Origin of the sequence: Pantoea sp. At-9b, assembly GCF_000175935.2 — a bacterium.
In the GTDB taxonomy this organism is placed as follows: domain Bacteria; phylum Pseudomonadota; class Gammaproteobacteria; order Enterobacterales; family Enterobacteriaceae; genus Pantoea.
The window spans coordinates 1,072,271-1,091,498 of sequence record NC_014837.1 but is presented as its reverse complement, the minus strand read 5'-3'; the positions used below and the strand labels follow the sequence as shown (position 1 = coordinate 1,091,498).

At 52.5% G+C, this 19,228-nt stretch carries 17 protein-coding genes; 6 read left to right on the top strand and 11 right to left on the bottom strand.

What is annotated here, in order from left to right; genetic code table 11:
- Positions 1-21: 21 nt before the first annotated feature.
- Positions 22-483: an Lrp/AsnC family transcriptional regulator gene (locus PAT9B_RS04860; protein ID WP_013508144.1), complete on the bottom strand. Its 462-nt coding sequence runs from the start codon at positions 481-483 to the stop codon at positions 22-24.
- 115 nt (positions 484-598) lie between these two features.
- On the opposite strand from PAT9B_RS04860, the gene PAT9B_RS04855 reads away from it, so the two are divergent.
- Complete coding sequence (locus tag PAT9B_RS04855) at positions 599-1,633, top strand: PLP-dependent cysteine synthase family protein (RefSeq protein WP_013508143.1); 1,035 nt, start codon at positions 599-601, stop codon at positions 1,631-1,633.
- Between the two features lie 34 nt (positions 1,634-1,667).
- Here the strand turns inward: PAT9B_RS04855 and cof are convergent, their stop codons facing one another.
- A complete protein-coding gene (cof, locus tag PAT9B_RS04850) occupies positions 1,668-2,492 on the bottom strand; it encodes an HMP-PP phosphatase (RefSeq protein WP_013508142.1) in 825 nt (274 codons plus the stop codon).
- A 94-nt stretch (positions 2,493-2,586) separates the two neighbouring features.
- On the opposite strand from cof, the gene PAT9B_RS04845 reads away from it, so the two are divergent.
- Together PAT9B_RS04845 and queC are read left to right on the top strand one after the other, a co-directional pair.
- Positions 2,587-4,314, top strand: a complete 1,728-nt coding sequence (locus PAT9B_RS04845) for an SgrR family transcriptional regulator (protein WP_013508141.1) — start codon at positions 2,587-2,589, stop codon at positions 4,312-4,314.
- Positions 4,315-4,340: 26 nt separating this feature from the next.
- Positions 4,341-5,036, top strand: a complete 696-nt coding sequence (gene queC, locus PAT9B_RS04840; RefSeq protein WP_013508140.1) for a 7-cyano-7-deazaguanine synthase QueC — start codon at positions 4,341-4,343, stop codon at positions 5,034-5,036.
- 39 nt (positions 5,037-5,075) lie between these two features.
- Here queC and PAT9B_RS04835 read toward each other — a convergent pair whose 3' ends face one another.
- From PAT9B_RS04835 to bolA, 9 genes are all read right to left on the bottom strand, one after another.
- A complete protein-coding gene (locus tag PAT9B_RS04835) occupies positions 5,076-5,474 on the bottom strand; it encodes a thioesterase family protein (protein WP_013508139.1) in 399 nt (132 codons plus the stop codon).
- A gap of 102 nt (positions 5,475-5,576) precedes the next feature.
- Positions 5,577-5,900, bottom strand: a complete 324-nt coding sequence (locus tag PAT9B_RS04830; protein ID WP_013508138.1) for a helix-hairpin-helix domain-containing protein — start codon at positions 5,898-5,900, stop codon at positions 5,577-5,579.
- Between the two features lie 139 nt (positions 5,901-6,039).
- Positions 6,040-7,908: a peptidylprolyl isomerase gene (gene ppiD / locus PAT9B_RS04825; protein ID WP_013508137.1), complete on the bottom strand. Its 1,869-nt coding sequence runs from the start codon at positions 7,906-7,908 to the stop codon at positions 6,040-6,042.
- Positions 7,909-8,148: 240 nt separating this feature from the next.
- On the bottom strand, positions 8,149-8,421 hold the full coding sequence (gene hupB, locus PAT9B_RS04820) for a nucleoid-associated protein HU-beta (RefSeq protein WP_014606441.1): 273 nt from the start codon (positions 8,419-8,421) through the stop codon (positions 8,149-8,151).
- Between the two features lie 213 nt (positions 8,422-8,634).
- Positions 8,635-10,989, bottom strand: a complete 2,355-nt coding sequence (gene lon, locus PAT9B_RS04815; protein WP_013508136.1) for an endopeptidase La — start codon at positions 10,987-10,989, stop codon at positions 8,635-8,637.
- A 191-nt stretch (positions 10,990-11,180) separates the two neighbouring features.
- Positions 11,181-12,452, bottom strand: coding sequence for an ATP-dependent protease ATP-binding subunit ClpX (gene clpX / locus PAT9B_RS04810; RefSeq protein ID WP_013508135.1), 1,272 nt, complete (start codon positions 12,450-12,452; stop codon positions 11,181-11,183).
- Positions 12,453-12,580: 128 nt separating this feature from the next.
- Complete coding sequence (gene clpP / locus PAT9B_RS04805) at positions 12,581-13,204, bottom strand: ATP-dependent Clp endopeptidase proteolytic subunit ClpP (RefSeq protein ID WP_013508134.1); 624 nt, start codon at positions 13,202-13,204, stop codon at positions 12,581-12,583.
- 339 nt (positions 13,205-13,543) lie between these two features.
- Positions 13,544-14,848, bottom strand: a complete 1,305-nt coding sequence (gene tig / locus PAT9B_RS04800; RefSeq protein WP_013508133.1) for a trigger factor — start codon at positions 14,846-14,848, stop codon at positions 13,544-13,546.
- Between the two features lie 304 nt (positions 14,849-15,152).
- Entirely contained in the window at positions 15,153-15,467 is a 315-nt protein-coding gene (gene bolA, locus PAT9B_RS04795) for a transcriptional regulator BolA (RefSeq protein ID WP_013508132.1), read from the bottom strand.
- Between the two features lie 269 nt (positions 15,468-15,736).
- Between bolA and PAT9B_RS04790 the strand changes: the two genes are divergently transcribed.
- The 3 genes from PAT9B_RS04790 to cyoA all read left to right on the top strand — a co-directional run bounded on the left by PAT9B_RS04790 (position 15,737) and on the right by cyoA (position 19,226).
- Entirely contained in the window at positions 15,737-16,315 is a 579-nt protein-coding gene (locus PAT9B_RS04790; RefSeq protein WP_013508131.1) for a lipoprotein, read from the top strand.
- A gap of 53 nt (positions 16,316-16,368) precedes the next feature.
- Positions 16,369-17,862: a muropeptide MFS transporter AmpG gene (ampG, locus tag PAT9B_RS04785; protein ID WP_013508130.1), complete on the top strand. Its 1,494-nt coding sequence runs from the start codon at positions 16,369-16,371 to the stop codon at positions 17,860-17,862.
- A 437-nt stretch (positions 17,863-18,299) separates the two neighbouring features.
- On the top strand, positions 18,300-19,226 hold the full coding sequence (gene cyoA / locus PAT9B_RS04780) for a cytochrome o ubiquinol oxidase subunit II (RefSeq protein WP_013508129.1): 927 nt from the start codon (positions 18,300-18,302) through the stop codon (positions 19,224-19,226).
- The last annotated feature ends 2 nt before the right edge of the window (positions 19,227-19,228 follow it).

Genomic DNA, 19,228 nt, shown 5'->3' with positions numbered 1-19,228 from the left:
GACTGTCTCTTTCTTTACCCGTCAGGGTGCTACCGGCAATGCGGTGGTATATTTAATTTCTTCCATCGCGAAACTGGAGGTCACATCAATCAGACCCGGTACGCCATTCACCAGCCGCTTATAAAAACCGTCGTAACTTTTCATATCTGCCACCTGAATGCGCAGCAGATAGTCGTATTCTCCGGCCATACGATAGAACGCCATCACTTCTGGCATCTGCTGGACCACGCTGACAAATTGCTGATACCAGTCGCTGCTGTGCTGCTGGGTTTTGACAAACATGAACGCAGTCAGCGCCAGTCCGATTTTATCGCCGTCCAATAGCGCCACGCGCGCACGAATAATGCCATCATCTTCCAGTTTTTTCAGGCGTTTCCAGCACGGTGTGGTGGTGAGATTGACCGCATCTGCCAGCGTCTGGAGTGACAGGGTGCAATCCTGCTGTAATAACGCCAGCAGTGTACGGTCAGTTTTATCTAGCATTTGCCTCTCCGGGAGAAAATTTTTCTCTCATCGAGCCATTATACACCGATTAAAGCAACCTCTTTTTCCTGCCAGTGCCTTACACTGTGACGATTAAATTTAGTGGAAACTCAGCATGCAAACGCCCTGGATTCGTCACGCTATTAACGAAATTAACGCTGATTTTCAGCGATCTGCCGACACGCACCTGATTCGCTTTAGCCTGGATGATTTTCCCGGCATTGGTTTTTACCTGAAAGACGAAAGCACCCATCCGAGCGGCAGCCTGAAACACCGCCTGGCACGCTCGCTGTTTTTGTACGGTCTGGCTAATGGCTGGATTCGCCAGGGAACACCGATTATTGAAGCCTCATCCGGCAGCACGGCGGTTTCAGAGGCCTATTTTGCGCGTCTGCTGGGCCTGCCGTTTATTGCTGTGATGCCCGCCAGCACCGCCAAACGTAAGATCGAGCTGATCCGTTTTTACGGTGGGGAATGCCACTTCGTGACCGATCCTTGCCAGCTGTATAGCGAATCTGAGCGACTGGCGCGGGAGCTGAACGGCCATTTTATGGATCAGTTTACCTACGCTGAACGCGCCACTGACTGGCGTGGCAATAACAACATCGCCGAAAGCATCTTCCGCCAGATGGCCCATGAACCCTGCCCGGTGCCGCATACCCTAATTATGAGCGCCGGTACGGGCGGCACCTCCGCCACCCTCGGGCGCTATATTCGTTATCAGGGTTATGACACCCGCCTGCTGGTGGTCGATCCTGAGCATTCGGTGTTTTTTGATTTCTGGCACAGCCGCGAGCGCGGATTAAGTAGCGATCGTGGCAGCATGATTGAAGGCATTGGCCGCCCACGCGTTGAACCGTCGTTCTTGCCCGATGTGATTGACGAGATGATCAAGGTGCCAGACGCCGCAACCGTAGCTGCCATGCTGAAGCTGGAACAGATTCTTGGCCGTCGTCCGGGCGCCTCCACCGGTACCAACTTCTGGGGGATGTTGCAGGTGGCAAAACGTATGCGTGAACAGGGTGAACAGGGATCGCTGGTGACGATACTGTGCGACAGCGGCGAGCGTTATCCGGATACCTATTACAATGCGGAATGGGTCGCACAGCACATTGGTGATGTACAGCCATGGCAACGTGAGCTGCAATAAAAAACCGGACATCCTGTCCGGTTCACTGCAAGCCTCAGCATTCGGGGGAATAATCGAGGTGTGGTGTGGTCATCCAGTGATTTAAATAGTGAGACACCGCCTGTGTCTCGCAACGACCAATAACCGGCAAATGCGGCAACTCCGCTTTCAATTGAGGCATGGCGTTACCCATGATGAAACCGTTCCCGACACTCCCCAGCATTTCGCGGTCATTCATGGCATCGCCAAACGCCATACAATCAGCGAGTGACAAGGAAAGATGCTGACAAAGGCGTGCCAGTGCCGCGCCTTTGTGGCAATCCAGCGGCAACACTTCCAGGCAATCCCAGGCTGAAAAACAGATATTCGCTCGCTCACCCAACGCGGCATCCAGCTCGGCTTTTAACGCACATAACGTCTCATGCGGGGCAATAAAGCAGATTTTGGTGACTTCATGCGCCGACATACGTTGCAGATCACGCAGTTGATAGTCGAACCCACTCAGCACATGCGCTTCACGCACGAACGGCAGCGGCTTGTCAGTAAACCAGCCTTCGTCGTTGAAAATATGGATGGATGCAGGCGTTTGCCAGTGGCGATGAATAACCTCTTCGGCGATGGAAGGCGGCAAATCACAGCCATACAACAGCTTGCCATCCAGATCGTGCACACGCGTTCCGTTTCCGGTGATCAACCACGCAGGAAGCGTCACTTGTTCACGCACCACCGGCTGCATATCCAGCAGATGACGTCCGGTGGCAAACGTCAGTGTGACGTCGCGCTGATGCAGGGCATGCAAACTGGCGAGGGTTTCTATACCTAAGCGATGCGTAGGCAACAACAGCGTACCGTCCATATCAAATGCCGCGAGGCGTGCCATGCGAATTCTCCTGTCGATGTGAGGGAGTTACTATCGCCTGGTAATTGCGGAACTAATAGTGAATACTTTTAGAAAACTGTTCCGGGTTTAGGCAATGCGGCAACTCCATCGGGTCAACCAATTTCAGCGGCTGTGGCAACTCAGCCAGGGTGCACCACAACATCTGAGCGTCTCGATGATGGCGCAGCACTGTTTTTGCAGCGAACGCCATATCCGTACCTTATTGCGCCAATGGCAGGACGCTGGCTGGCTGTGCTGGCTGGGTGCTGCGGGTCGCGGCAAACAGGGAACGCTGACCTTTCTCGTGTCGCCGGAACAGCTGCGCCAGCAACTGTTGCAGCAGCAACTCGCCGCAGGTGAAGCGGTGCAGGCATTGCAGGTGCTCGACGTACAGCCGGATCACTTGCTGAATATGCTGCGTCCGCTGATGGGGGGACAGTGGCTCAATCAGGCTCCGGTGTTACGTATTCCTTACTACCGCGCCCTTGAGCCTTTGCGCCCGCTGCGATTGACCGGACGCGCCGAACAACATCTGGCGCGCCAGATTTTTTCCGGACTGACACGCTTCCAGGGAGACGATGTCGTCGGCGATTTGGCCCACCACTGGCAGCATGACGAGACGGGCCGCGACTGGTTTTTCTGGCTGCGCCCGCAATTGAGCTGGCATAACGATGAACCGCTGTATGCTGCGCAGTTGGTGGCGCAGTTCAACAAGATCCGTCATAGCACGCCGGGGCTGCGGCTGCTGGCCTCAGTAGAAAGTATCACTGCGCCACACCCACTGGCGCTGCGTATTCGCCTGCGTCACAGCGATTACTGGTTGCCGCAACGGCTGGCGCATCAACACTGCCTGTTACCGCATCCTGAACGTGATGACATCGGCAGCGGCGCATGGAAACTGGCGCATTTCACCGATGACCTGGTACGGCTGGAAAGCCATGCGCGCTGGCATTTACAACGCCCATTGATTCAGGCGGTTGAATACTGGATCACGCCCCAATTGTTTGATCGGACACTTGGCACCAGCTGTCGTCATCCGGTGCAAATCGCCATTGGCGATCCGGACGAGCTGGATACCCTACGTCCGGTTGATCGCAGCATCAGCCTGGGATTCTGCTACCTGGCCCCCCGCATCTCCACGCGGCTGAGTGCCGCACAGGCAAAAACCTTAATTAGCCTGATTCAGCGCAGCGGTATGATTCAACAATTGCCGCTGGAAGAAGGATTAATCACCCCGAGTCAGGAGCTACTGCCTGGCTGGCCGGTCCCGGCTCCTGAAGAGACAATGGCTGCGCTGCCAGCAGCCCTGACTCTGCATTATCATCTGCCGGTTGAATTGCATGTGATGGCCGCCGCATTGAAACCCTTATTAGCCGCGCAGGGGTGTCAGCTAACCTGCATTTTTCATGATGTCAAAAGCTGGCGCGATGAACGGGAGCTGGCCGAGGCCGATCTGGTAATGGGCGATCGCCTGATTGGTGATGCACCGCTGTTTACCTTGATCAGTTGGCTGGAGAATGATCCGCTCTGGCAGCCGCTGCGGGGATCGCAAAGTGCGATCAATTTACGTCACCACCTGCGTGAGATAGCGCAACAGCAGGACCCGGATCAGCGTGCTATCCTTAGCCACCAGCTGTTTGAGCAACTGATGCGCGCCGGTTATATGCTGCCGCTGTTCAATTATCGCTACCAAATCTCCGCCCCACCCGGCGTGGAAGGCATTCAACTCAACAGCCTGGGCTGGTTCGACTTTACACGCGCCTGGATCCCCCCTCCCGCTGCAGTCGATACTGTTCATCACACATCTGAGCCAGTACCATAAGCGCTCAGTTTTATACGGAAGAAAAGATGAAAAGAGCCGTTGTAGTATTCAGTGGCGGACAAGATTCCACCACCTGCTTAATTCAGGCGTTACAGCAGTATGACGAAGTGCATTGCGTCACCTTTGATTATGGCCAGCGTCATCGCGAAGAGATCGAGGTTGCCGCCGAACTGGCACAGAAACTGGGTGCACGTGCGCACAAAGTACTGGATGTTACGCTGTTGAACGAATTGGCCGTCAGCAGCCTGACGCGCGATAACATCCCGGTTCCGGCTTATGATCCGGATGCCAGCGGTCTGCCAAGTACCTTCGTGCCCGGACGCAATATCCTGTTCTTAACGCTGGCCTCAATTTATGCGTATCAGGTTGAAGCGGAAGCGGTGATCACCGGCGTGTGTGAAACCGATTTTTCCGGCTACCCTGACTGCCGTGATGAATTCGTCAAAGCGCTGAATAATGCCGTCAGTCTGGGCATGGCGCGCCATATTCGTTTCGAAACGCCGCTGATGTGGCTCAACAAAGCCGAAACCTGGGCACTGGCGGATTACTGGCAACAACTGCCGCTGGTACGTGCTGAAACCCTGACCTGCTACAACGGCATCAAAGGTGATGGTTGTGGCGAATGTGCCGCCTGCCATTTGCGTGCTCGCGGGTTGACGGATTATCAGGCCAATGCTGCGGCAATCATGGCCCAGATGAAACAAAAAAGCGGGCTGGCTTGATCCCGCACCCTTACTGGCGTCGCTGACGCCAGCCTCCTGTCACACCATTAATGCCGCCAGCCGTTCGCGCAATTCCCCCTCCATCGGCACCGCTTTTTGCGTCTGCAGATCGATACACACAAAGGTCAATGCAGCATCAGCCACCGGCGAGCCATCGCTGGCCAGTAAAACGCGTTGTGAGATAACCCCACTCTTCCCATTCAACTGGGCAATCTCGCTCTCAATGGTAAGGACGTCGCCCAGCACTGCCGGGCGGCGATAATTAATGTTGATATTCACCACCACAAAGGCGAGTTTCTGCTGCACCAGCCAGTTAAACGCATCGACATCTTCCAGCCATTGCCAACGCGCCTCTTCGAGAAACTCCAGATAACGCGCATTATTAACGTGCTGATAAACATCAAGATGGTAGCCGCGCACTTTGATCGTGGTCTGCATTGTTGCTCCTGATTAGGCTGAAAATGACAACTGGTTGGACCTGTTGAGCATAGCACAGCCTAAAGAGCGGTTTGCTTCATCCTTCCTGAGTCGCGAGCTTTCTCACAATTTCAGGCGGGCACTGTTACGCTCAACCAATGCGCTACCGATGCCCGGCACCTCCTTAAGTTGCTCGATCGCGGTAAACGGACCGTATTGCTCGCGATAACTGACAATGGACTGCGCTTTCTTCAGACCAATACCATTCATGGCTGCTGCAAGTTCCTCTGCCGTCGCCTGGTTGATACTGACCTGCCCTTGTGCTGGCGTGGATACCTGCGTTGCCTGCGTTTCACTGGGACTTTCTGCCGCAGCGAGACTGGTAGAGCACACCGTACCGCCAAGGGCCAGCGAGAAGAATAAAACCTGAAATGTTTGTTTGATCATGCTGTGTCTCTCCTTGTGTTTAACAGCAGATGCAGAGTGTCACAGCACGTTTTCAGGCTCAAAAGCCGAATCTCAGAAATGGAAAAGGCCGCATAAGCGGCCTTTGTCTGTTGCAGTGGTACTGATTTTTTTGCGAGGCTTACTGCATTTGCGCGGCGGCACCGTACTTGATCTTCGCCTCTTTGCGCAGGTTTTCCAGCAGAGCTTCGAACGCGATTTGCGCGTTATTCTGCGTTACGCCTTTTACCATCTGGTCGATCTGCGGCTGTGGCATGCTGCCGGTGCTGACTTTATCCAGCGCCACCAACACCACATTACCCTGCATATCTTCGCTCACGCCCCATGACGGCTTGTTATCCACCGGCTGTGGCAGGTTGAAGGCGGATTGTGCTACCGGATCCTGTGCATTGCGATCCACCGTTTTGCTGGCGCTCAGCGTCAGACCCGCAGCTTGCAGACCATCCTGCTTACCTGCGTTGAGATCGGCCAGTAACTTATTCGCCTGCTCTTTCGCCTGCTGCGTCGCTTTATCATGCTTCAGGGTATCCGCGATTTGTGCTTTCACCTGATCCAGCGGTTTGACGGCTTCAGGTTTGTGCTCGCTGATACGCAGGACAAACGCACGATCACCATCCACTGAGATGATGTCGGAGTTGTTACCCGGCGCGCCATTCTGACCCACTAAACCACCATTAAAGACCGCTTGTTTAACCGCATCAAAATCCAGATCCTGCGGCACGCTGTCCTGGCTGAACCAGTCAGTTTCGACCACTTTCAGACCTGAAGCTTCCGCCGCGCCCGCCAGTGATTCGTTGTCATTGCTGGCTGCTTCGCTGACTTTCTGCTGCATTTTGTAGAAGGCATCAACCGCTTTTTCCTGCTTCACTTTGTCAGCAACAGCATCATGCACTTCAGACAGCGGCTTAACCTGCTCCGGCTGAATATCATCCAGTCGGGCAATCAGGAAGCCAACGGATGACTTGATCACGCCAGAAAGTTGGCCTTTTTCAGTCAGGTTAGCGTTCTTCAGCTCATCCGGGGTGGTGTTCGGTTCCAGCCAACCCATGTCGCCCCCTTTACGGGCAGAGATCGGGTCGATGGATTTGCTTTTCGCCAGGGTAGCGAAATCTTCGCCTTTCTTCAGCGCATCCAGCACAGCATTGGCATCCGCTTCCGTTTTGGTCTGAATCACGCTGTAGCGATTACGTTGCGGCTGCGAGTAGTCAGCTTTGTGTTGATCGAACCAGCTCTGGATATCCGCTTCGCTGGCGTTTTCCTGCAAGCTCGCGGCATCCATCTTGATGTAGCTGACGCGGAACTGCTCCGGTGCCATAAAGCTATTTTGATGCTGTTGATAGTACTGGCTGATTTCGTCATCAGTAACGGTTTGTTTCGCCGCCAGTGCATTGACATCAATGGTCGCCTGACGGATTTCGCGCTGTTGCGCCACCAGGTCCACCAGCTTGCTGGTTTCACCTTTCAGCATGAAATCGGTATTGGCAACGGCGTTAATCAGCTGCTGAGTCGCCAACTGCTTACGCAGTGCTTCGGCGTATTGATCGGCGGTGAAGCCCATGCTGGTGATCAGACCGTTGTATTTGACGTTGTCGAACTTACCATTGGTCTGGAAAGCCTGCTGATTGAAAATCGCGTCTTTAACCTGATCGTCGCTGATGCCAATGTGCAGATCTTTGATGTACTGGTCGAGCAGTGCCTGATCAATCAACTGAGAAAGGGCCTGCTGACGCATCTGCTGCATGTAGCCTTCATTACTGGCCAGCTGAGAGAATTGATCGCCCAGCATCTGCTGTTGACGATTGCGCTCCGTGTTATAAGCCTGGTCCAGTTCTGCACGACTGATCTCATGTCCGTTAACTTTGGCAGCATAATCACTGTTACCGCCAATCAGGTAGTTGCCCACCCCGGTCAGTACAAAGGACAGGATAATCAATCCCAGAATGATTTTGAGCACGACGTGATTACCCGCCGCACGTAAATTGTCCATCATGGTATGACAACACTCCGCTGTAGTGTGAATGTAAAGCTCTGACACGATGTCATCATCGCGCAACTGCAGTTCAGGCTGGCAGCTGACAACCCTGCGGAGACAACAGCCAAAGGGGCTATTTGCTGCGCATCAGAATAAAAAAAGGCACATCAAAATTGATGTGCCCGTATGTTACATGAGAACGGCTTTTGCGTCCTCAATCCACTGAAGAAAATGCTTCAACGGATGTGACAGCGGTCATTAATTGACAGCGTCTTTCAGCGCTTTACCCGCGCGGAAGCCCGGCACTTTACCAGCCGGAATGGTGATCTCTTTACCGGTTTGCGGGTTACGGCCTGTGCGAGCAGCACGCTCACGAACAGAGAAAGTACCGAAACCAACCAGTGCCACTTCATCACCGCCTTTCAGCGCGTCAGAAACGGAACCCATGAATGCATCTAATACACGTCCCGCTGCTGCCTTAGAAATATCCGCATCTGCAGCAATTTTGTCGATCAACTGTGACTTATTCACTCTATTCATCCCCTCTTTTATTATTCACATCGCATCCGCGCTTCCCGCCGGATACGAACGCGCAGCCAGTTATATCAAGCCTGTTGAGCCGAAACAACGGTATTCGTCTTAATCGTTGATCCAGCAGCCCCCTAACTTAGCGGCACAAAAAAAGGCTGGCAAGCACCATTTGGCCTGCCCGCCTCGCTTTTTAACGGTTTTTGCCGTTAATCACTATTTTGCGGTCGCAACCTGCATCCCGTAAGGGGCATTTTCCAGTGCCAGGTTCAGCACCTCTTCAATGCGTTTCACCGGGTGAATGGTCAAATCAGCGATCACGTTCTGTGGAATCTCTTCCAAATCGCGTTTGTTTTCGTCCGGGATCAGCACCGTTTTAATGCCACCACGATGTGCAGCCAGTAGTTTTTCTTTCAAACCACCGATAGGCAGCACCTGACCACGTAAGGTGATCTCACCGGTCATCGCGACATCAGAACGCACCGGGTTACCCGTCAGACAGGAGACCAGCGCAGTACACATTGCGATACCGGCACTTGGACCATCTTTCGGCGTTGCCCCTTCCGGCACGTGCACATGGATATCGCGTTTCTCATAGAAATCGCCATTGATACCCAATTTCTCCGCACGGGCACGGACTACCGTCAGCGCGGCCTGGATGGACTCCTGCATCACTTCACCCAGCGAGCCGGTATAGGTCAGCTTACCTTTGCCTGGCACACAAGCGGTTTCGATGGTCAGCAGATCGCCGCCCACTTCCGTCCATGCCAGACCCGTTACCTGACCCACACGGTTTTCGCTATCCGCACGGCCGTAATCAAAGCGCTGAACCCCAAGGAAATCTTTGAGGTTATCACCGTTGATGGTGATGTGTTTTTTCGCTTTGTCCATCAGCAGCGCTTTCACTGCTTTACGGCACAGTTTAGACAGCTCACGCTCAAGGCTACGCACACCCGCTTCACGGGTGTAGTAACGAATGATGCCCATAATGGCGCTGTCATCTACGCTGATTTCTTTTTCTTTCAGCGCATTACGCTCAATCTGTTTCGGCAACAGATGCTGTTTAGCGATGTTCAGTTTTTCATCTTCGGTATAACCGGAGAGACGAATCACCTCCATACGATCCAGCAGCGGTGCCGGGATATTCATCGAGTTTGAGGTCGCGACAAACATCACGTCTGACAGATCGTAATCCACTTCCAGATAGTGATCGTTAAACGCGATGTTCTGCTCCGGATCCAGTACCTCAAGCAAGGCAGAAGCCGGATCGCCGCGCATATCGGACGACATTTTGTCGATCTCATCCAGCAGGAACAGCGGGTTTTTCACCCCGACTTTCGCCATTTTCTGGATCAGTTTGCCCGGCATTGAGCCGATGTAAGTACGACGATGTCCGCGAATTTCCGCTTCATCACGCACGCCACCCAATGCCATACGCACATACTTACGGCCAGTTGCTTTCGCAATTGACTGACCCAGCGAGGTTTTACCTACCCCCGGCGGTCCTACCAGGCACAGAATCGGCCCTTTGATTTTGCTGACACGGCTCTGCACCGCAAGATACTCAAGGATGCGGTCTTTCACGCGCTCCAGACCGTAATGGTCGGTATCCAGCGTTTCCTGCGCTTTACGCAGGTCTTTTTTCACCTTGCTGCGCGCGTTCCACGGAACCTGAACCATCCAGTCGATGTAGCCACGTACTACCGTTGCTTCCGCTGACATCGGCGACATCATCTTCAGCTTCTGCAATTCCGCTTCAGCTTTTTCACGCGCTTCAGTCGGCATTTTTGCCGCTTCAATTTTGCGTTTCAGCGCTTCATATTCGTCAGGCGCATCATCCATCTCGCCCAACTCTTTCTGAATCGCCTTCATTTGCTCATTGAGGTAATACTCGCGCTGGCTTTTTTCCATCTGCTTTTTCACGCGGTTGCGAATACGCTTCTCAACCTGCAGCAGATCGATTTCCGACTCCATCATCGCCATCAGATATTCCAGACGCTCATTGACGTCGGACATCTCCAGCACAGATTGTTTATCGGCCAGTTTCAACGGCATATGCGCCGCAACGGTGTCAGCCAGACGGGCTGCATCGTCAATGCTGTTGAGTGAGGTTAACACCTCAGGAGGAATTTTTTTGTTGAGCTTGATGTAGCCTTCAAACTGATTGATGGCCGTGCGGACCAGCACTTCCTGCTCGCGCTCTTCGATTTCGGGCGAGATCAGATATTCAGCCTGGGCGACAAAGTGGTCGCCATTATCTGCCAGCGTGGTGATATGCGCGCGCTGCAAACCCTCAACCAGCACTTTGACCGTGCCATCCGGCAGCTTCAGCATTTGCAATACTGAAGCGACGGTCCCTACAGAGAAGAGATCGTTAATACCAGGTTCATCCGTTGAAGCCTCTTTCTGTGCAACCAGCATGATCTTCTTATCATGATCCATCGCGGCTTCGAGGCACCGAATCGATTTTTCCCGACCCACAAACAACGGAATTACCATGTGCGGATAAACCACCACGTCGCGCAGAGGCAACACGGGGATTTCAATGCGTTCAGAACGCTCAGGATTCATAGAGCTCTCTCTTAGTTTAATGTCCGCCAGGTGATGGGAACCGCCTGATCACAATCAATATGCAGTTAAACCCACAGGATATTGAGTATATGGGGATGCTTATCCGACATTCAATGTCACAGGCGTGAGAAAAACAAAAGGGGAAAAGATTTTCCCCTTTTATATACTAACAATGTGGTTTAATTGTTTATTTATTCGCCAGAGGCTTGAGCTTCATGCTTTCCGTAAATCAACATTGGCTCAGACTGGCCTTCAATCACCGACTCATCAATCACCACTTTCTCGACGTCTTCCATGGAAGGCAGGTCGTACATGGTTTCAAGTAAGGCGGCTTCAACAATTGAACGCAGACCACGGGCACCGGTTTTACGTGACATGGCTTTCTTCGCAATCGCCGTTAACGCTTCGTCACGGAACTCCAGCTCAACGCCTTCCAGGTTAAACAGCGCCTGGTACTGTTTGGTCAGCGCATTTTTCGGCTCACGCAGGATCTGAATCAGCGCTTCTTCACTCAGTTCATTCAGTGTCGCAACCACCGGCAGACGACCAATAAACTCAGGAATCAGACCAAACTTGATCAAATCTTCCGGCTCGACCTGAGACAGCAGTTCGCCTTCACTCGCTTTCTGCGATTTACCTTTTACGGTAGCGCCAAAACCAATACCTGAACCGGTTTCTACACGCTGAGAAATCACTTTATCGAGACCGGCGAAAGCACCACCACAGATGAACAGGATTTTTGAGGTATCAACCTGCAAAAACTCCTGCTGCGGATGCTTACGACCACCCTGCGGCGGCACGGCAGCAACGGTACCTTCGATCAGTTTCAGCAACGCCTGCTGCACGCCTTCGCCCGATACGTCACGGGTGATGGACGGGTTGTCTGACTTACGAGAAATCTTGTCGATCTCATCAATGTAGACAATGCCACGCTGCGCTTTCTGGACATCGTAATCACATTTTTGCAGCAGCTTCTGGATGATGTTTTCCACATCTTCACCCACGTAACCGGCTTCGGTCAGCGTGGTGGCGTCGGCCATGGTGAACGGGACATCCAGTAAACGTGCCAACGTTTCTGCCAGCAGAGTTTTCCCGCTACCGGTTGGACCGATCAGCAGAATGTTACTTTTACCCAGTTCGATGCCATTGCTGGTGTCGCCATTACGCAAGCGTTTGTAGTGGTTGTACACCGCCACTGCCAGCACCTTTTTCGCCTTTTCCTGCCCGATAACATAATCATCGAGATGATGGCGGATTTCATGCGGCGTCGGCAGAGCACTGCGTTCGCGATGCGGGGCGACTTCTTTAATCTCTTCGCGAATAATGTCGTTACATAAATCGACACATTCGTCGCAGATATACACTGACGGCCCGGCAATCAGCTTACGCACTTCATGCTGGCTTTTGCCGCAAAAAGAGCAGTACAGCAACTTACCTGAACCGTCTTTGCGCTTATCTGTCATCAGCTAACCTCTTTTCGTTCTCGGGCCATACGGGGGTACGGCACTGGCCGCACGTTACGGCCGATATTCATTCAACTCATCTGCCTGTCGTCCTGTTAACTATAGCCCAGGTGCCAGGCAGATGTGTCTTATTGGCGATGCGTCAGAATCGAATCGACCAGGCCATACTCTACCGCTTCACTGGCAGAGAGGAAACGGTCACGCTCAGTGTCGCGTTCAATCTGCTCCAGCGATTTGCCGGTGTGCTCAGCCATCAGTTCATTCATACGCTGCTTCACTTTCAGAATCTCACGCGCATGGATTTCAATATCCGTTGCCTGGCCCTGATAGCCACCCAACGGCTGGTGAATCATGACGCGCGAGTTAGGCAGGCAGAAGCGTTTGCCCTTGGTGCCTGCCGTCAGCAGGAACGCGCCCATTGAACAGGCCTGGCCCATACAAATAGTGCTGACGTCCGGCTTGATGAATTTCATTGTGTCATAAATTGACATACCGGCGGTAATCACACCCCCCGGGGAGTTAATGTAGAGGTAGATATCCTTCTCAGGATTCTCCGCTTCCAGAAACAGCATCTGCGCCACGATCAGGTTAGCCATATGATCCTCAACCTGGCCGGTCAGAAAGATCACACGCTCTTTGAGCAGGCGAGAATAGATGTCGTAAGAACGCTCGCCACGCGAGGTTTGTTCGACCACCATTGGCACCAGCGCCATGTGCGGTGCAGTAAATTCACGATCGCCACTGTATGACATTACCGTCTCCTGGATAAATTTCGTTGGCAACATTCTGTACCGATTTTACGTGAGACGCGCGATGAAAACTATGCGCGGCCTCCTCACTCCGACACCAACAGGACGGTTAATCAGCCAGTTTCACTGTCTTCATGCATTCTCCCTGTATCTGGGGATGCTGCCCAGTTATTTCAAGCATAACAACCTTTTCCCCATTCGCTAATACGGAAAAAGAGCTTAGCGGATAATTTGCCGGTTAATTAATCAAATAGAAGACAAATCCAGACTTTTCAGCGCGAGAAAATAAAAAAGCCCGCGACATTTGTGTCGCGGGCTTCGCACTTCGTGTTAACTAACGAATCAGGCCGAAGCGGTCTGGTTCATCAGTTCCTGGAAGTTGGTGGCTTTTTCGGTCACTTTTGCTTTTTCCAGCACCGCTTCAACCGCTTGTTCTTCCAGCGCAACGTTGCGCATGTTGTTCATCAGCTCGTTGTTCTTGCTGTAGAACTCAATAACTTCCTGCGGATCTTCGTAAGCAGAAGCCATCTCTTCGATCAGCGCTTTAACGCGGCTTTCATCAGCCTGCAGCTCGTTGGTACGAATCACTTCGCCCAGCAGCAGACCCACGACAACGCGGCGTTTCGCCTGCTCTTCGAACAGCTCGCGCGGCAGTTCCAGCGCTTGCTTCTCGTTGCCACCGAAACGCTGAGCCGCCTGGCGACGCAGAACATCGATTTCGCTGTCGATCAGAGCAGCCGGTACGTCGATAGCGTTGGCGTTAACCAGGCCGTCGATCGCCTGAGACTTCAGACGGTTACGGATTGCGCCTTTCAGCTCACGTTCCATATTCTTACGCACTTCGGTACGCAGACCTGCAACTGAACCATCTTCAACGCCGAAACGTTTGATGAATTCTTCGGTCAGTTCCGGCAGTTCACGTACTTCAACTTTCTTCAGTACGATTTCGAACTTCGCGTCTTTACCTTTCAGGTTTTCTGCGTGGTAATCTTCCGGGAATTTCACATCGATGGTGAAGGTTTCACCGGCTTTGTGACCCACAACGCCTTCTTCGAAGCCCGGGATCATGCGGCCTTGGCCCATTGCCAGTACGAAGTCAGACGCTTTACCGCCTTCGAACTCTTCGCCGTCAACTGAACCGGTGAAGTCGATGGTCGCGCGATCTTCAGCACCCGCTGCGGCATCGCTCTCTTTCCAGGTCGCCTGCTGCTTACGCAGAGTTTCCAGCATGGTATCGACGTCAGCGTCGGTCACTTCAACAACCGGCTTCTCAACTTCGATGCTGTCGAGACCTTGCAGCTCAACTTCCGGGTAGACTTCGAATTCTACCGTGAAGGTGAAATCTTCACCCAGTTTGTACTCGCCTGGCACGTAGTTCGGTGCACCAGCCGGGTTGATTTTCTCTTTAATGATGGCGTCAACAAAGTTGCGCTGCATCAGATCGCCCAGCACGTCCTGGCGAACAGAAGCACCGTAGCGCTGCGCTACGATCTGCATCGGCACTTTGCCCTTACGGAAACCATCGATACGGACTTTCTTCGCCACATCCACCAGTTCTTTCTTCACTGCGCTTTCGATGCTGTCAGCTGCAACAGTAATCGTAATGCGACGGCCCAGACCCTGAGTGGTTTCTACTGAAACTGTCATCTTGCTACCTCAAAAAATCACGTGCTCGGTCAACTTCAGACACCACACATATGAAATGCGCCGTATCCAACTAGCGGGAGGGCATCTGCTGACAGAACCGGTTCCCTGTTGTCAGAAGCTCCCGAAGACATTCCGGAAAAATAGACGCCGCATTATAGCGGCATCATCCAGGCTAGTCGAGGCTGCAAAGTCACCACTTTTAAACGGTTTTGCTGCTTTTTTGCGCCGCAGATCGCGTTTAAGCGTAAATAAGGAAGAGAAAACGGCCCGCAGGCCGTTTTTTAGTCAGATGAAGTGAGAAGAATCAGGCAAGCGTACCGGCACCACGGCAATTAGGTGAAGCCAGTACCGTATCCTGTAAACCATCCCACTCTTTTTGCGTGTAGGTATGCAGTGCCAGCGCATGGACACCTCCGGCAAACTCCGCCGTCAGCTCACTATAAATGGAGCGATGACGGGCCAGAAAACGCTGACCGGTAAAGCGGTCACTGACGATCACCACTTTGAAGTGACTTTCAGAACCAGCAGGCACGTTATGACGGTAGCTTTCATCATGCACTTCGAGGTGTGCAGGTTCGAACGCCTTACGCAGCTTTTCTTCTATTTCTTCGCGAATCATTGGTAACACTCCTCTACGGCGAGCGCTGTGCCTCATCTGTTTAAATATTAGTAGGTTTTTCGCCATTTCCGCAGGGAAGCTGGAAAAAATAATAGCGGATGTGCATCTTAACCAGACTGTCACACAGGTCAACGTGGGTTTATCACCATCCATCTGAAAAAACCCTTTACAATCAATTTCCACTGGCCCAGGGCTTTTTTCGCCCTCATGCAATGCTATGATGGCCGCAGTTTTGCAAACCAACCCATATACCGCTAATGAGAATGAGTATGTTGAAAAAACTGTTATTTCCTCTGCTGGCTGCATTCATTTTGGCCGGCTGTGCCAGCAATACTACCACGCTGAATATTCAGCCAAAAATTCAGCTGCCACAGCAGGACCCAAGCCTGATGGGCGTGACTGTCAGCATCAACGGTGCCGATCAGCGTAGCGACCAGGCACTGGCTAAAGTCAACCGCGATGGTCAGCTGGTCACACTGACGCCGTCCCGCGATCTGCGTTTCCTGCTCCAGGAAGTGCTGGAAAAACAGATGACCGCGCGGGGCTACATGATTGGCCCGAATGGCACGGTTGACCTGCAAATCGTGGTTAATGGCCTGTATGCCGATGTCACCCAAGGTAACGTGCGCTATAGCATCACCACCAAGGCAGACATTTCCATCATCGCTACCGCGAAAAATGGTAACAAACAGGTTAAAAACTACCGCCAGACCTATAGTGTAGAAGGCGCCTTCACTGCAACGAATGACAAGATTACTAACGCGGTTAACTCTACGTTAAGTGACGTCATCTCCGATATGGCGCAAGATACGAGCGTTCACAACTTTATTAAACAGAACGCCCGCTAAGTCTGTCGTTCTTCGCCCGGTCATCCGTGGCCGGGTTTCATTTCAGGTTTGCTATGACTTCTCACTATCTGCGCATTTTTACCCAACGTAACGCCGCCGTTTTACTTCTGCTGGGTTTCGCCTCCGGGCTTCCATTGGCATTAACTGCGGGTACGTTGCAGGCGTGGATGACGGTGGAGAATATCGACCTGAAAACCATTGGTTTTTTCTCCCTTGTTGGCCAGGCCTACGTCTTTAAGTTCTTGTGGTCGCCAATGATGGATCGCTACACTCCCCCCTTTCTTGGCCGCCGTCGCGGCTGGTTGCTGGTCACGCAGTTACTGCTGATTGGCGGCATTGTGGCGATGGGCTTTATGCAGCCCTCCCGTGATTTAACCCTGTTGGCAGCTATCGCGGTACTGGTCGCTTTCTGCTCCGCCTCGCAGGATATTGTGTTTGATGCGTGGAAAACCGACATTCTACCGCCCGAAGAACGAGGCAGCGGTGCGGCCATTACCGTGCTGGGTTACCGTCTGGCCATGCTGATCTCCGGCGGTCTTGCCCTCTGGCTCGCCGACCGTTATCTCGGCTGGCAGGCGACGTACTGGTTGATGGCGATACTGATGGTGCCCGGCTTGGTCGCGACGTTACTGGCCAAAGAGCCTGACATCCCGGCGAATGAGCCACGTAACCTGCGCCAGGCGGTCTCTTTACCGCTGAAAGATTTCTTCCAGCGCAACAATGCCTGGCTACTGATTACGCTGATCATCCTTTATAAGCTGGGTGATGCATTTGCCGCCTCACTCACCACCACCTTCCTGATTCGCGGCGTTGGCTTTAACCCGGGCGATGTTGGTCTGGTCAATAAAACCCTTGGCCTGCTGGCGACCATTATCGGAGCGCTATACGGCGGCGTATTGATGCAACGCCTGAGCTTGTTCCGGGCATTGATGATCTTTGGCCTGCTTCAGGCGGTATCCAATTTTGCCTATTGGTTGCTGGCGGTGACACCCCCTCATTTGTGGAGCATGGCAGGTGCGGTTTTCATTGAGAATCTGTGCGGCGGTATGGGGACAGCGGCCTTTGTCGCCTTGCTGATGACGCTGTGCAACAAATCATTTTCTGCGACGCAATTCGCCCTCCTCTCCGCGCTTTCCGCCGTGGGCCGGGTCTATGTTGGCCCTGCCGCTGGCTGGCTGGTTGAACTGTGGGGATGGCCAACATTCTATGCTTTCACCGTGGTTGCGGGCTTGCCTGGCCTGCTACTGCTGTGGGTATGCCGCAACACGTTGCATGCGATCCAGCAAACCGGCGAGTTCATCCCGCGCAGCCAGTGGCAGCAAGGTTATCGCTGGACAGTCCGTTTGTTTAGTTTTGGCTGTGCCTTGCTGGCTGCCTGGCTGGTGACGCTGGCGCTGAGTGCCGCCGGGTTCTGGCAACCGGGAGACCTGCTGACGCACCTGTTCGAAGTGGGTATGGCCTTGGCATTAATCGCGGTGGCATTTGGGGTGACCCTGGATTGCCTCGCCCTGCGAAAACATCCCCGGATAAAACCCCATCAGGCTTAGTCGCTATATTCTTGTTGTCGAATTAATTGACTAAAAAATATCAGCGACTAAATTTTATCAGATAGCATTTTTTTACAACGGCAAAAAGAAACATTAAATTAACAATTGCGAAAAATATTAAAACCCGGTGAGCAATTATTTTGTAGCTTTATTATCGCAAAAATGATGCAGAATTGTTAAATAAATGGGCATTAAAAGTACGGTTTATGCTTTCCCTGATTTTACTGCGGTTTCTATCATTTGATTTTGTTATAATAATGCCAACTACTTGTCTCCGTTAATAATTTGTCACCCTGCGCAACATCTGTGACACCCTTAGCAAAAGGTGTCAACAGCCTTCTGACACATCCTTAAGCTGGTTTACACTGCATAAACCTTCCCGTAAAATGCGCGCACACTTAAACGACAATAGAGCCCTTTGTCATTGAGGTCGTTAAATGAGACTCAGGAAATACAATAAAAGTTTGGGGATTTTGTCATTAATTGCAGGCGCTGTATTACTCAGTGGCTGCGATAGTGCGTTGTTAAATCCCAAAGGACAGATTGCACTGGAGCAACGTTCGTTGATTCTGACAGCTTTTGGCTTGATGTTGATCGTCGTTATCCCGGCAGTCTTTATGGCGGTATTCTTTGCCTGGAAATATCGGGCAACCAATACCAACGCAAAGTATAGCCCCAACTGGTCACACTCTAACAAAGTGGAAGCCGTGGTCTGGACCATTCCGATCCTGATCATTCTCTTCCTTGGCGTTCTGACCTGGAAATCAACCCATGCGCTGGAGCCGAGCAAACCGCTGGCCTCTGACGTCAAACCGGTTGAGATCGACGTTGTTGCGCTGGACTGGAAATGGCTGTTTATTTACCCGGAACAGGGTATTGCAACCGTTAACCAGATTGCCTTCCCGGCAAATACTCCGGTTAACTTCAAGATCACCTCCAATTCCGTCATGAACTCCTTCTTTATTCCTACGCTGGGTAGTCAGATCTACGCGATGGCGGGCATGCAGACCAAACTGCACCTGATCGCCAACGAGCCGGGAATTTTCGACGGTATCTCTGCTAACTTCAGTGGTCGCGGTTTCTCTGGTATGAAGTTCAAAGCCATTGCCACCAAAGACGACGCGGAATTCCAGCAGTGGGTAGCCAAAGTTAAAGCGGCTCCAAACACGCTGACCACCATGGATGATTTCGAGAAACTGGCTGCGCCAAGCGAAAATCACCCGGTGGAATATTTCTCTACAGCCAACCCTGAACTGTTCAAGCAAGTGATTGATAAGTTCAAGATGAGCCACGGGAAGATGGACATGCCTGAGCACGAAGGCATGGACATGAGTCACGCCGCTTCCGCGGGAGCCGAGGAATAATA

What these genes read in the sequence shown, in the direction of transcription:
- PAT9B_RS04790 (WP_013508131.1), top strand. Translation starts at nt 15,737, where the DNA reads ATGTTGAAAAAACTGTTATTTCCTCTGCTGGCTGCATTCATTTTGGCC.
- PAT9B_RS04845 (WP_013508141.1), top strand. Translation starts at nt 2,587, where the DNA reads ATGCGGCAACTCCATCGGGTCAACCAATTTCAGCGGCTGTGGCAACTC.
- PAT9B_RS04835 (WP_013508139.1), bottom strand. Translation starts at nt 5,474, where the DNA reads ATGCAGACCACGATCAAAGTGCGCGGCTACCATCTTGATGTTTATCAG.
- PAT9B_RS04860 (WP_013508144.1), bottom strand. Translation starts at nt 483, where the DNA reads ATGCTAGATAAAACTGACCGTACACTGCTGGCGTTATTACAGCAGGAT.
- queC (WP_013508140.1), top strand. Translation starts at nt 4,341, where the DNA reads ATGAAAAGAGCCGTTGTAGTATTCAGTGGCGGACAAGATTCCACCACC.
- ppiD (WP_013508137.1), bottom strand. Translation starts at nt 7,908, where the DNA reads ATGATGGACAATTTACGTGCGGCGGGTAATCACGTCGTGCTCAAAATC.
- ampG (WP_013508130.1), top strand. Translation starts at nt 16,369, where the DNA reads ATGACTTCTCACTATCTGCGCATTTTTACCCAACGTAACGCCGCCGTT.
- clpP (WP_013508134.1), bottom strand. Translation starts at nt 13,204, where the DNA reads ATGTCATACAGTGGCGATCGTGAATTTACTGCACCGCACATGGCGCTG.
- clpX (WP_013508135.1), bottom strand. Translation starts at nt 12,452, where the DNA reads ATGACAGATAAGCGCAAAGACGGTTCAGGTAAGTTGCTGTACTGCTCT.
- cof (WP_013508142.1), bottom strand. Translation starts at nt 2,492, where the DNA reads ATGGCACGCCTCGCGGCATTTGATATGGACGGTACGCTGTTGTTGCCT.
- PAT9B_RS04855 (WP_013508143.1), top strand. Translation starts at nt 599, where the DNA reads ATGCAAACGCCCTGGATTCGTCACGCTATTAACGAAATTAACGCTGAT.
- bolA (WP_013508132.1), bottom strand. Translation starts at nt 15,467, where the DNA reads ATGATTCGCGAAGAAATAGAAGAAAAGCTGCGTAAGGCGTTCGAACCT.
- cyoA (WP_013508129.1), top strand. Translation starts at nt 18,300, where the DNA reads ATGAGACTCAGGAAATACAATAAAAGTTTGGGGATTTTGTCATTAATT.
- PAT9B_RS04830 (WP_013508138.1), bottom strand. Translation starts at nt 5,900, where the DNA reads ATGATCAAACAAACATTTCAGGTTTTATTCTTCTCGCTGGCCCTTGGC.
- tig (WP_013508133.1), bottom strand. Translation starts at nt 14,848, where the DNA reads ATGACAGTTTCAGTAGAAACCACTCAGGGTCTGGGCCGTCGCATTACG.
- lon (WP_013508136.1), bottom strand. Translation starts at nt 10,989, where the DNA reads ATGAATCCTGAGCGTTCTGAACGCATTGAAATCCCCGTGTTGCCTCTG.